The organism is Hydrogenophaga aquatica, from assembly GCF_054780915.1.
In genome coordinates this window covers 58787-70692 of record NZ_BAAGVK010000028.1, presented here as the reverse complement: position 1 = coordinate 70692, position 11906 = coordinate 58787, and the positions used below count along the sequence as shown (strand labels likewise).

The 11906-nt window shown below is 65.4% G+C and carries 12 protein-coding genes; 3 read left to right on the top strand and 9 right to left on the bottom strand.

The features are described from left to right. Position 1 precedes the first annotated feature (1 nt). From ACYVHH_RS18185 to ACYVHH_RS18170, 4 genes are all read right to left on the bottom strand, one after another. Positions 2-448, bottom strand: coding sequence for a tripartite tricarboxylate transporter TctB family protein (locus ACYVHH_RS18185; protein WP_460566850.1), 447 nt, complete (start codon positions 446-448; stop codon positions 2-4). 80 nt (positions 449-528) lie between these two features. Further along, positions 529-1518: a Bug family tripartite tricarboxylate transporter substrate binding protein gene (locus ACYVHH_RS18180; RefSeq protein WP_460566848.1), complete on the bottom strand. Its 990-nt coding sequence runs from the start codon at positions 1516-1518 to the stop codon at positions 529-531. Positions 1519-1631: 113 nt separating this feature from the next. Continuing rightward, entirely contained in the window at positions 1632-3056 is a 1425-nt protein-coding gene (locus ACYVHH_RS18175; RefSeq protein ID WP_460566846.1) for a sensor histidine kinase, read from the bottom strand. Next, positions 3053-3721 carry a response regulator gene (locus tag ACYVHH_RS18170; RefSeq protein WP_460566844.1) on the bottom strand — a complete coding sequence of 223 codons (669 nt, stop codon included), beginning with the start codon at positions 3719-3721 and terminating at the stop codon, positions 3053-3055. Before ACYVHH_RS18170 ends, ACYVHH_RS18175 begins: the two co-directional genes overlap by 4 nt. A gap of 136 nt (positions 3722-3857) precedes the next feature. Between ACYVHH_RS18170 and ACYVHH_RS18165 the strand changes: the two genes are divergently transcribed. Then, positions 3858-4787 (top strand): ATP-binding cassette domain-containing protein, encoded by a 930-nt coding sequence (locus ACYVHH_RS18165; protein ID WP_460566842.1) that lies wholly within the window; start codon positions 3858-3860, stop codon positions 4785-4787. A 43-nt stretch (positions 4788-4830) separates the two neighbouring features. Beyond that, complete coding sequence (locus tag ACYVHH_RS18160) at positions 4831-5658, top strand: ABC transporter permease (RefSeq protein ID WP_460566887.1); 828 nt, start codon at positions 4831-4833, stop codon at positions 5656-5658. A gap of 9 nt (positions 5659-5667) precedes the next feature. Here the strand turns inward: ACYVHH_RS18160 and ACYVHH_RS18155 are convergent, their stop codons facing one another. The 5 genes from ACYVHH_RS18155 to ACYVHH_RS18135 all read right to left on the bottom strand — a co-directional run bounded on the left by ACYVHH_RS18155 (position 5668) and on the right by ACYVHH_RS18135 (position 11344). After that, the gene (locus tag ACYVHH_RS18155) at positions 5668-6366 is read right to left on the bottom strand and encodes a fumarylacetoacetate hydrolase family protein (protein WP_460566840.1); all 699 of its coding nucleotides are present in this window, start codon (positions 6364-6366) and stop codon (positions 5668-5670) included. A gap of 434 nt (positions 6367-6800) precedes the next feature. After that, positions 6801-7958, bottom strand: a complete 1158-nt coding sequence (locus ACYVHH_RS18150; protein WP_460566839.1) for an aminotransferase class V-fold PLP-dependent enzyme — start codon at positions 7956-7958, stop codon at positions 6801-6803. 92 nt (positions 7959-8050) lie between these two features. Continuing rightward, complete coding sequence (locus tag ACYVHH_RS18145; RefSeq protein WP_460566837.1) at positions 8051-9193, bottom strand: YbdK family carboxylate-amine ligase; 1143 nt, start codon at positions 9191-9193, stop codon at positions 8051-8053. A 16-nt stretch (positions 9194-9209) separates the two neighbouring features. Then, positions 9210-10406 carry a cation:proton antiporter gene (locus tag ACYVHH_RS18140; RefSeq protein ID WP_460566835.1) on the bottom strand — a complete coding sequence of 399 codons (1197 nt, stop codon included), beginning with the start codon at positions 10404-10406 and terminating at the stop codon, positions 9210-9212. Between the two features lie 83 nt (positions 10407-10489). Beyond that, positions 10490-11344, bottom strand: coding sequence for a class I SAM-dependent methyltransferase (locus tag ACYVHH_RS18135; protein ID WP_460566833.1), 855 nt, complete (start codon positions 11342-11344; stop codon positions 10490-10492). A 63-nt stretch (positions 11345-11407) separates the two neighbouring features. On the opposite strand from ACYVHH_RS18135, the gene ACYVHH_RS18130 reads away from it, so the two are divergent. Next, positions 11408-11899, top strand: coding sequence for a MarR family winged helix-turn-helix transcriptional regulator (locus tag ACYVHH_RS18130; RefSeq protein ID WP_460566831.1), 492 nt, complete (start codon positions 11408-11410; stop codon positions 11897-11899). Positions 11900-11906: the final 7 nt, after the last annotated feature.

Below are 11906 nucleotides of genomic sequence, written 5' to 3'. Positions count from 1 at the left end.
GTCAGTTCCCTCCGAGCAGGCTGGCCAGCGGGCCCGCGGGCAGGACCACGTCCAGCACTTTGTCGAACAGCAGGTAGAAGGCCACGCCCAGCGCGGCGCCGCCGCCCAGGGCCTGTTTCCAGCTGCCACCAAAGGCCATGCCCACCGGCAGGGCCATCAGCGCGGTGGCCAGCGTGAAGCCGAGCCACTGGAACAGCAGGGCATAGGCGAGCACGGCGGCGGCGCACAGGGCGGTGGCTTTCCAGGGCACGCCGTGGAAGGTCTCAGCGCCCACGCTGGGGCGCAGCACCAGCCACAGGCCCGACAGGCCCAGGCCGCCAGCCAGCAGCAGGGGGAAGGCACGTGGGCCGACGGGCTCGTAGGAGATGGCAGCGGCGTAGTCTTGTGCGGCCCAGGCCATGGCGGCAGACGCGACAACACACACCGCACCGAGAAGGCGGTCACTCATGGGGGACTCCGGTGGGGAAAAGGGGGCGCGCCACCGCAATGGGTGGCGCCGCGGTGCAGGGCCATGGCGGCCCCGCTCACTCACTTGGCCTGAACGACGTTCAGCTCGAACTCTTCGGCCAGCTTGCGAAAGCCCGCCACCTGCTTCTTGACGTAGGCATCCAGCGGCGCGCCGGTCAGGGCCATGGGGAACAGGCCGCGCTCGTTGCGCAGCTTGTCATAGGCGGGCGTGGCCATCAGCTTGGTGAAGGTGTCGACCCAGGTCTTGTAGTCGGCGTCGCTGACCTTGGGGCCGACGTAGAAGCCGCGCACGATGGGCCATTGCACATCGAAACCCTGTTCGGCGGCGGTGGGGATGCTGCCCATGTCGCCGGGCAGGCGCTTGTCGTTCATGACGGCCAGGACGCGCACCTTGGCGCCGGCCTTGATCTGCTGGCCGGCCTCGGCCGCGTCGCCGGTGAAGACGTGGATGTGGCCGCCCTGCAGCGCGGTGAGCGCCTCGCCGCCGCCTTCAAAGGCCACGTAGCGCATGGTCTTGGGGTTCACGCCACCGGCGCGGGCCAGCAGGGCGGCCTTCATCCAGTCCTGGCTGCCCACGGTGCCGCCCGCGCCCAGCACCACCTTGGTGGGGTCGGCCTTCATGGCTGCCATCACGTCCTTGAGCGTTTTGTAGGGCGAGTTCTCGGCCACCACCACGGCGCCGTAGTCGGTGCCGATGGCGGCGAGCCAGCGCACGTCGTTTTCGTTGTAGCGGCCAAACTTGCCCTGCGCCAGGTTCAGCAGTGAACCGCCGGAGAAGGCCACGATGGTGTTGGCCGCGTCGGGCCGCTGGGCGATCACGGTGTTGTAGGCCACGGCGCCGATGCCGCCGGGCATGTAGGTCACGCGCATCGGGTCGGCAATGAACTTGCCTTCGTGCAAGGCGCTTTGTGCCAGCTTGCAGGTGAGGTCGAAGCCGCCGCCGGGTTTGGCCGGGGCGATGCATTCGGTCTTGTCCAGGGCACCAGAAGCAAAGGCAGTGAAGGCGCTGGCCGAAACGGCGGCAACGATAAGTTTGGAAGCGAAGCTCATGAAAATGTCTCCTCGAAAGATGGGAACGCTCGCACCGGCTTTGGTGCGATGAGGGGACTGTAAAAAAATGGCACTTTCAGCGTGCTTTCAGAAAAACGGCCAAAAACTCAGGGTTAACCCGAGGCGGCTTCAAGCCCCAGGGGTACAGGCATCGACAACGTCACGGCCAAGCCCCGTCCCGCCGGGCCTTCGCTCACCTGCATCTGACCACCATGGCGCTGGGCCACGGTGCGCACAATGGCCAGGCCCAAACCCGAGCCGGGCAAGGCACCGCCACGCCCCCGAAAAAAACGCTCTCCAGCACGCGCCAACTCTTCAGCGGGCAGACCCGGGCCATCGTCCACCACCGCAATCTGCACCGCCACACCGGGTTGTTCGCGAACCTCCAGCGTGACGTGGCAACCGACACCACCATGGCGGATGGCGTTGTGCAGCAAATTGGCCAGCGCCTCACGCAGCAAATCAGGCTCTCCATGCAGCATCAGCAGACCATCCGGCGCTTCCAGGCCCAGATCCACGCCTTGCTCGCGAGCCGGTGCCCACCACTGACGCACCAAGCCCTCGGCCAGGGCCACAACATCGAAAAGCTGATGTTGTGGCGGTGCGCTGTCGGCCCGGGCCAGTGAGAGCATCTGATTGGTCTGGCGAATGGTTTCGTCCAACTGCTGGCGGATGTTCTCCAGCACCTGGCGCTGCGCGGAAGGATCGGCTTCGCGTTGGGCGTAGGCCACCTGGGTGACCAGCGTGGTCAGCGGTGTTCGCAACTGGTGGGAAGCGTCATCGATGAACCGGCGCCGCGCCTCCACCTGTTCGCGGTTACGTTCGATGTGGTGGTTGATGGCCTGCACCAGTGGCCGAACCTCGGCCGGTGCCCCTGCATCGTCGACCGGCGTGAGATCTTGCGGGTCGCGGGCATCCACTTCCTGCCGCAACCGGTCCAGCGGGCGCATGGCCCAGGCGATGGCCAGCACCAGCAGACCCGTGGCGGCCGCCATCAGCAACACGTCCCGCGCCAGCGACTGCAACACCAGGGCACGACGGAAGTCGTTACGGGCCTCCAGCGTTTCCGCCACCTGGATCAGCACCCGCTGACGGCCCGATGAACCGGCCAACGGCGGGTTGAGTTCGCGGGCATAGCTGCCCACGCGAACTGCCTGCCCAAAGTACTCACCTTCATGGAACTGCGGTTGCCCTGTTTGCAACGGCTGGGGCGGAGGCGGCAGATCGGCGCTACCGATCTCCACCAGCCCGTCTTCCGTGGCCACGCGATAGAACACCTGGCCCTGCGCGGTCAACTCGAAGAACTCCAGCATGCGGTAGGGCAACTCCACCCCCAGGCCGCCACTGGCGGTCGAGATGCTGGAGTCGATCGACTTGACCGCACCCAAGAGGGACCGATCATAGGCGGCATCAGCGGCTTCACTGGCTGTGCGCAAGGCCAGCCAGAACTCTCCCGCGAACACCGCGCCCAATCCCGGCAGCAACAGCACCAGCAGAAAGCGGCGGATACTGGCTCGCGCCCATCTGGCGGCGTTCACAACGTGCATTCCAGTTGGTAGCCCAACCCGCGCAAGGTGGCAATGCGCACGGGCGAAATCTCCAGCCGCTTGCGCAGGCGGTGGATCAGTACTTCGATCGCCTCGGGGTTCACGTCCTGTTCGTCAGAAAACACCCGTTCCAGCAATTCGCGCTTGGACAGTGGCTCGCCCGGATGCTGAATCAAAGCACGCAACACGGCATGCTCGCGAGGGGTCAGGCTGAGCACCTCGTGCTGCAGCCGGAACTGTTTGGCTGCGCTGTCGTAACTCAACGGACCACAGGCAAAGCGGGGATGCTCTTGCCCACGCGAGCGGCGGATGAGTGCAATCAACCGAGCTTCGAGCTCGGCCACGTCAAAGGGCTTGGCGAGAAAATCGTCGGCACCGCCATGCAAGCAGTTGACCCGTTCCATCAACGAATCGCGGGCCGTGAGGATGAGCACCGGCAAACGCTCGTCCGCCTCGCGCAGGTCAGACAACACATCGTGGCCGCCCAGACCGGGCAGCCCCAGATCCAGGATGAGTGCGTCGTACTTCATGGCCTTTAGGCTGCGACGCACCAGTCGCCCATCGTTCACCCAATCGACCTGAAAGTCGTTCTGACCCAGGGCCTTGACCAGCCAAGTGCCCAACTCGGTTTCGTCTTCTGCCAATAGGATGCGCATGGCTGGATTGTCTTACATCGGATGACAAAGGGTCCACCCAGCCCAAACCAGGGGGCTGCACCTCCGCGGCTGGATGCGCCAGCCGGGCTCCCCTGCGATACTGCAGGCCCGGGCGTTTCCCCGCACAATGATGGGTATGACACCTCTGTTCCAAGCCAGCCACCTTACCAAGCGCTACGGCAGCAACACCGTGGTGGAAGACCTGTCCTTCCACATTGCCCGGGGCGAATGCCTGGGCCTGATCGGCCCCAACGGCGCGGGCAAGACCACCACCATCCGCATGTGCCTGGGCCTGACGGCGCCCGACGCAGGCCACATCACCGCATTGGACCTGCCCATGCCGCAGGAGGCGCAGGCCATCAAGGCGCAGCTTGGCGTGGTGAGCCAGTTCGACACCCTGGACCCCGATTTCACCTGCGCGGAGAACCTGCTGGTGTTCGGGCGCTACTTCGGCCTGGGCAAGCGTGAACTGAACGAGCGCATTCCCGGCCTGCTGGAGTTCGCAGCACTGAGCCACAAGGCCAAGGCGCGGCCGGGTGAATTGTCCGGCGGCATGAAACGGCGCCTGTCGCTGGCGCGCGCCCTGGTGAACGACCCGCAACTGCTGTTGCTGGACGAGCCCACCACCGGCCTGGACCCGCAGGCGCGGCACCTGATGTGGGAACGCCTGCAGCAACTGCTGCAGCGCGGCAAAAGCATTCTGCTGACCACGCACTTCATGGACGAGGCCGAGCGGCTGTGCCACCGGCTGATCGTGATCGACCACGGCAAGAAGATTGCCGAAGGCCGGCCGCGCGAACTGATCGCGAAGCACCTGGAGCCCGATGTGGTGGAGGTGTACGGCAGCGGCGGCGAGGAGGCCCACGCGCTGGCCCGCTCCCCGCTGGCCGCCCTGGCCGCGCGCGTGGAGGTGAGCGGCGAAACGGTGTTCTTCTACACCCAGGACGCCAAGCCCTTGCTGGCCCGGCTGAACGAGCAGACGCACCTGCGGACGCTGCACCGCCCGGCCAACCTGGAGGACCTGTTCCTGAAACTCACGGGCCGCCAGATCCGTGAAGAAGGCTGACGAGACCGACACCATGACCGAACCGACATTGACCTCGCCCGCGATGGCGACCCCCAGCCCCACGCCGCAAAGCCACTGGCGTCCCCCTGCCCTGTCCGCCCGCTTCTGGCCGGTGTTCCTGCGCAACCTGCTGGTGTGGCGCAAGCTGGCCATCCCCAGCCTGGTGGGCAACATCGCCGAACCGCTGATCTGGCTGGTGGCCTTCGGCTACGGCATGGGCGCACTCGTGGGAGAGGTGCAGGTGCTGGGCAGCGCAGGTGCGCAGACCGTGCCCTACATCCTGTTCCTGGCCAGCGGCAGCATCTGCATGAGCGCCATGAACGCCGCCACCTTCGAGGCACTGTACTCGGCCTTTTCGCGCATGCACGTGCAAAAGACGTGGGACGGCATCATGAACGCGCCTGTGACGCTGGACGACGTGCTACTGGCGGAGATGCTGTGGGCGGCGTTCAAGTCGCTGTTCACGGTCACGGCCATCCTGGGAGTGATGCTGGCGCTGGGCATCAGCCACAGCACCAAGCTGCTGGTGGCCTGGCCGGTGCTGCTGGCCGTGGGCGTGACCTTCAGCTGCATTGCCTTGATCTTCAACGCGCTGGCCCAGGGCTACGACTTCTTCACCTACTACTTCACGCTGTTCCTCACGCCGATGATGTTCCTGAGCGGTGTGTTCTTCCCGCGAGAGCAGTTGCCCGAGATGGTGCTGTGGCTGGCCAACCTGCTGCCGCTTACGCACGCGGTACAGCTGGTGCGCCCGCTGTTCCTGGACCAATGGCCAGACAACGTGCTGCTGCACGCCAGCGTGCTGGCGGCTTACACGGTGGTGGGCTTCTGGGTGGCGCTGGCGCTCACGCGCAGACGCTTCGCGCGCTGACGCCGGAACTCACTCCGGCTGGCCGATGGTAAGCGCGATGCTTCCCAGCCCGTCGATGCCACCCGTGAGCTTGTCACCGGGCTGCACGGCGCCCACGCCTTCGGGCGTGCCGGTGTAGATGAGGTCGCCGGGCTGCAGGTGGTAGTAGTGCGAGAGGTTTGAGACGATCTCAGGCACGCTCCAGATGAGGTCCTTGAGGTTGGCGTCCTGGCGGGTCGTGCCGTTGACTTCCAGATAGATACGCCCGGCGTTGAGGTGCCCAACGTCGCTGGCGGGCACCAGTTCACTCATGACGGCGGCGTTTTCAAAGTCTTTGCCAAAGTCCCAGGGGCGGCCCATTTCGCGGGACTTGATCTGCAGGTCACGCCGGGTCATATCGAGCCCGCAGCCATAGCCCCACACGGCATCCAGCGCCTGTTCGGGGCTGACGCGGAACACCGGCTTGCCGATGGCGATGACGAGTTCCATCTCGTAGTGGTAGTTCTGCGTGCCGGGCGGGTACGGCACCGTGGCGCCCGAGGCAACCAGGTCGCAAGGCGTCTTGTTGAAGTAGAACGGCGGCTCGCGGTCGGGGTCGAAGCCCATCTCGCGGGCGTGGGCGGCGTAGTTGCGGCCCACGCAGAAGATGCGGCTGACGGCGTAGCGTTCGGCGCGGCCGCGCACGGCAACGCTGGGGGTGGGGGCGAGGTCGAAAATGTATTGGGTCATGTCAATTTGCTCCTATGTGCGTCATATTCGGTGGTGATGTGTTGTGATGCTTGATTGGCGAGCCAAGACGGGCCAGCCCAGGCCCCGGCGCTTGACGCGAGGCGGCCCCTGCAAAGCAGGGGCTTCCCTGCGATGCTCGATGCCGTGGCCACGCGGCGGAACTCGCTGCGCGCTTGCAGCGCTCCGCTCGAACAGCCGCCGCAAATATGAGGACGAGGCGCGCTGCACGCGCTGGCCACGTCACCTGCGCTTCTCGGCACCTCGCAACGGCGCGCCAGAGCCTGGGCTGGCCCGTCTTGGCCGAAGTACTCTTGGCACACCAACGGTGGCGCGCAACCACCCCGGATGAGCCCCCGCAGGGCCAGGCCTGCCGCAGCCCGCCCAAACACCCCGAGCGCCACAGTCCCAATACGAGCCCCGTATCCACCCAAAACTCAGACAGCAGCGGTTTCCGGTTCCTTGATGCCCATCTTGTCGAGCGCCGCAGCCAGGTGGGCCACGCTGCGGTCGGCGTCGTGCAGCTTCTCCAGACCGAACAGCCCCACGCGGAAGGTGCTCCAGCCTGCAGGCTCATCACACTGCAGCGGCACCCCCGCAGCGGTCTGCAGCCCCAGAGCCAGGAATTTCTTGCTGTTCTGAATATCGGGATCGCCCGTGTAGCTCACCACCACACCCGGCGCCTTGAAGCCCTCGGCCGCCACACTGCGAATGCCGCGCCGCTCGAACAACGCGCGCACCTTGGCACCCAGTTCAATCTGCTCCTGGCGCACTTTCTCGAACCCGTAAGCGCGGGTCTCCTGCATCACGTCGCGCAAACGGGCCAGCGCGTCGGTGGGCATGGTGGTGTGGTAGGCATGGCCGCCGTTTTCGTAGGTTTCCATGATCTGCAGCCACTTCTTCAGGTCGCAGGCAAAGCTGGTGCTGGTGGTGCCATCAATGGCCTTTCGGGCACGCTCGCTGAGCATCACCATGGCACAGGCGGGGGAACCGCTCCAGCCTTTTTGCGGCGCGCTCACCAGCACGTCCACGCCAGTGGCCTGCATGTCCACCCACATGGCCCCGGAGGCAATGCAGTCCAGCACGAACAGACCGCCCACCTCATGCACGGCGCTGGCCACGGCCTGCAGGTAGTCGTCGGGCAGGATCATGCCCGCAGCGGTTTCCACGTGCGGGGCAAAGACCACATCGGGCCGCTCGGCGCGGATGGTGGCCACCACCTCGGCGATGGGGCATGGCACCCACGGGGATTGCGGATCGGCCGGGTCCACGCGGCGGGCCTTGAGCACAGTGGAACTGGCGGGAATGCTGCCCATCTCGAAGATCTGCGTCCAGCGGTAGCTGAACCAGCCGTTGCGGATGACGAGCGTCTTCTTGCCCGTGGCGAACTGGCGTGCCACTGCCTCCATGCCAAAGGTGCCGCTGCCGGGAACCAGCACAGCGGACTGCGCGCGGTACACCTCTTTGAGGATGGCGGAAATCTCGGTCATCACCCCCTGGAAGCGCTTGGACATGTGGTTGAGCGCGCGGTCGGTGTAGACCACGGAAAACTCCAGCAGTCCGTCGGGGTCGATGTGGGGCAGCAGTCCGGGCATGGCGGTCTCCGATTCTTGTTCAGGGGGTATCTGGCCTTGGCCAAACAGTCAGCTTAGCACGCCCGCGCGGACTCCTGCCTTCGCCCAGCGGGTCACAGGGTCTTGGCGTCTGCGGGCCCCTGGCGCAGGGCGTCCACCGCCGCGCGGACCACGCCCTGCACGTTGCCGGTTTCAGCGAAACGCTTGCGCAAGTAGGTAGCGTGGTTGCCGTCGCGTGCCGCGGCACGCTCGATCTCGTCCAGTGCGGGCTGCGATCCCAGGGCCACCGCGTGCGGCTCCAGCTTGCGCAGCGTGGCCAGGATGTCCTCGCGGATGCTGATCTGTTCACGCGTCTTAGGGTTGACCATCATGCCGTCCAGCCCGAAGCGGCAGGCCTGGAAACGGTTGTAGGTGTAGACGAGGTAGTCGTCCTCCTCGGGCGGCGGCTCGTTGCGTTCCAGCAGGTAGCGGCACAGCGCCTGCAGGTAACAGGCCAGTGCAGCGGCGCGTTCCACCGTGAGCGGTGTGTCGCACACCCGCAGCTCGATGGTGCCGTACTCGGGTTTGGGGCGGATGTCCCAGTAAAAGTCCTTCATGGACTTGACCACGCCCGTGGACTCCATCTTGGTGAAGTAGCCGTTGGCAAACTCGTCCCAATTGAGCACGAAGGGCGCGCGACCGCTCAGGGGAAAGGCAAACACCGAATTGAGGCGGGCGGAGTCGAACAGCGTGTCCACCCCCTGGAAGAAGGGCGAGGACGCTGACAGCGCGATGAAATGCGGCACGTAGCGGTTGAGAGCGTGCAGCAGAAACAAAGCCTCGTCGGGCGATGCGCAACCAATGTGCACGTGCTGACCGAACACCGTGAACTGCTTGGCCAGGTAGCCGTACAGACCTGAGAGCTGTTCAAAGCGGGGCTTGGAGAAGATGCGCTGCTCGAACCACCGCTGGAAGGGGTGCGTGCCACCGCCCGCGAGTTCGATGTTGAGGCGGTCACACCCGGCAATGAGGGTGTCGCGGATCTCGCGCAGTTGGGCCAGCAGGGAAGCGTGCCCGGTCTGTATGCTGGTTGCCACCTCGATCATGCTCTGCGTCATTTCCGGGGTGACCGTACCGGGAAAGGGATTGCGGAACAGCAGCTCCAGCAGGTCGTCCGCGCTGCTCGACAAATCGTAGTCGTAGGTATTGACCAGTTGCAGCTCCAGCTCCACCCCCATGGTGAGCGAATCTGAAGCCTTGAAGGTTTCCAGCGGCATGTCCAGTCCTCCTGTTTCAACGGCTCGTTTCGGCCGTGACGTGTGTTTCCCGCGCGGCAATCAGGCTGCGCTGCGTCACCCATGGTCCCAGCAGTTCCTGCACGACCATCATGGCCGCCATGGCAGCGAAAGCCGGTACCGCCGGCTCAAAGCCATAGAGGCGGGCCTGCTCGAGCAGCAGGATGGCGAATGCCGACATGGGCGTCAGCGCCAAGCCCGTGAGCACGCCCTTGCGCAGGGTGATGCCACTGAAACGCGCCACCGCCACATTGCACACCGTCTTGGAGGCGATGCGCAGCAACAGCAGTGTGGCCGCGATGGACACCGTGCTCCAGACATCCTGCCACTGGATGAGCGAAGCCACGTAAACAAACAGGAAGATGCCGAGCAACTCCCCCACCGAGCCGAAATCGCGTTGCGCGTTGGTGAGCTGCACCCGGCGCTCCCGCGCGACGATGCCGAACGTGAGAGCCACCAGCAGCGGCGACAACCGCAAGCCGTAGGCCGCCGTGGTGAGCAGCAGCACGGCCAACGCAAACACAACCGTCACGCTGTGGCTGTGCACCGCCTGCCGCTGAAGCAGCCAGGGCACGGCCACGCCAACCGCCGCACCCAGCGCCACGGAAATGGCCAGCGCGTAGACGCTGCCGATGGCGGCAGCGGCCCAGTCACCTGACGTGCTCAGGTGCCAATAGCCCACCACCAGCTTGACCAGCATTACCGCCACGAGGCAATTGATCGCACACAGGTGCATCACCCGCTCGGTGACCTGACCAGCCCCGCGCGACTCGTTGGCGACCCGCACAATACCCGCCGGAGAGGCCGAGACCGCCAAGGCTGCCATGATGAGCCGTACCTCCATGGCCAGCCCGAACCAGCCGCTGGCCCAGTAGACCAGCGCGAAGGTCATCAGCGACTCGAACAGGCCGACGGCCAACACCCATGGGTTGTTGCGAAACCAGCGCAGATTGATGCGGTAGCCCAGTTCGAACAACACCAGGGCCAGTGCAACGTTGGCAAGAAAGGACAGGCCAGGCACAGAATTGGTCAGACCGGGCAAGTCGAGCAGCCCGCCCAGCAGGCCCACGGCAACGTAACTCGACACACGCGGCACCCGCCAGCGCGCATACAGGTGCTCGCCCAGGTACCAGGCGAGCAGCAACACCATCGGCCAGGCGACGGATTGCAGCATGAAGGGTAGATTGTTGACCATCTTCGGGGACTCCTGGATGGAAGGGCAAGGGCGCCCTTGTGATGAATACACGGGCGCCCCCCTGTTTGGGCGGGCCCCGGCGATCAGACAGCGAAACGCTGCGTGAGTTCTTGCAGATTCAGTTCCTGCAGCACCTGCTGCAGCCTTTCTTTCGCGCTGCGCTTCGGGCCGCCGGTCTTGCGCGCCAGAATCAGCTCATTCTTCATGGAATGCTCCCAGCCCACCAGCTCCGTCACGGTGACCTGGTAGCCATGCGCCTCCAGTTGCAGGCAGCGCAGCACGTTGGTGATCTGGCTGCCGAACTCGCGCGTGTGCAAAGGGTGGCGCCAGATTTCGCTGAGCGGCGTGCGCGACAGGCTGAGCGCCTTGTTGCGACGCAGCACACCTGCGACCTCGGCCTGGCAGCAGGGCACCAACACCATGTGGCGCGCCTTCTTGGCCAAGCCGAAGGCAATGGCGTCATCCGTGGCGGTGTCACAGGCGTGCAGCGCGGTCACGATGTCGACCTGCTCGGGCAGGTCGGCGGAGGTGGTGGCGTCTTGCACGGTGGTAGCCACGAAGCGCATGCGCTCAAAGCCCAGCCGCTGAGCCAGCGCGCGCGAACGCTCCACCAGCTCGGTGCGCGTTTCCACACCGTACACCGTGCCCACGCCGCGCGGGCGCAACACCAGGTCGTACAGGATGAAGCCGAGATAGGACTTGCCCGCGCCGTGGTCGGCCAGCACCACGTCACCACGGTGCTGGATCACGTCGTCAATGAGCGGGGCGATGAACCGCACCAGGTGCAGCACCTGCTTGAGCTTGCGGCGGGTGTCCTGGTTGAGCTTGCCCTCACGCGTGAGGATGTGCAGTTCCTTGAGGAGCTCGATCGACTGGCCCGGCAACAACTCGGGCAGTGCCACGCCCGCGTCGCGGGGGGAACCGGAATGCTTGGTCATGGCCCGATGATAAACGCGACCATTTGTATTGCACACAATTTAATTGCACGCTACAATTCAGCCATGTCAACACAAACCCATGACACTGCCGCCTGGCTGCTGCTGGACAACCAGCTGTGCTTTGCCCTTTACTCGGCCTCGCTGGCCATGACCAAGCTGTACAAGCCGCTGCTGGACCCGCTGGGCCTGACCTACCCGCAGTACCTTGTGCTGCTGTGCCTGTGGGAGCAGGACGGCCAGTCGGTATCGGCGCTGGGGCAACGCCTGCAACTGGATTCTGGAACGCTCACCCCGCTGCTCAAGCGCATGGAAGCCGCAGGCTGGATCACCCGCCAGCGCGCCAGCGACGACGAGCGCCGCGTGCACATTCACCTGAGCGCAGAAGGCAGCGCGCTCAAGGCACAAGCCGCCAGCGTGCCCGCCTGCCTGCTGCAGGCGATGAGCTGCAGCGTTGACGAAGTCCAGGCGCTCACGCAACGCATCCGCGCCCTGCGCGATGGCCTGCGCACCCACACCGAACCTGTCACCCCCACGCCCACCAGGGCCAACACCTGAAGGAACC

Coding starts and splice junctions, on each gene's coding strand:
- ACYVHH_RS18185 (WP_460566850.1), bottom strand. CDS start 448: ATGAGTGACCGCCTTCTCGGTGCGGTGTGTGTTGTCGCGTCTGCCGCC.
- ACYVHH_RS18180 (WP_460566848.1), bottom strand. CDS start 1,518: ATGAGCTTCGCTTCCAAACTTATCGTTGCCGCCGTTTCGGCCAGCGCC.
- ACYVHH_RS18170 (WP_460566844.1), bottom strand. CDS start 3,721: ATGCGCATCCTATTGGCAGAAGACGAAACCGAGTTGGGCACTTGGCTG.
- ACYVHH_RS18165 (WP_460566842.1), top strand. CDS start 3,858: ATGACACCTCTGTTCCAAGCCAGCCACCTTACCAAGCGCTACGGCAGC.
- ACYVHH_RS18160 (WP_460566887.1), top strand. CDS start 4,831: ATGGCGACCCCCAGCCCCACGCCGCAAAGCCACTGGCGTCCCCCTGCC.
- ACYVHH_RS18155 (WP_460566840.1), bottom strand. CDS start 6,366: ATGACCCAATACATTTTCGACCTCGCCCCCACCCCCAGCGTTGCCGTG.
- ACYVHH_RS18150 (WP_460566839.1), bottom strand. CDS start 7,958: ATGCCCGGACTGCTGCCCCACATCGACCCCGACGGACTGCTGGAGTTT.
- ACYVHH_RS18145 (WP_460566837.1), bottom strand. CDS start 9,193: ATGCCGCTGGAAACCTTCAAGGCTTCAGATTCGCTCACCATGGGGGTG.
- ACYVHH_RS18140 (WP_460566835.1), bottom strand. CDS start 10,406: ATGGTCAACAATCTACCCTTCATGCTGCAATCCGTCGCCTGGCCGATG.
- ACYVHH_RS18135 (WP_460566833.1), bottom strand. CDS start 11,344: ATGACCAAGCATTCCGGTTCCCCCCGCGACGCGGGCGTGGCACTGCCC.
- ACYVHH_RS18130 (WP_460566831.1), top strand. CDS start 11,408: ATGTCAACACAAACCCATGACACTGCCGCCTGGCTGCTGCTGGACAAC.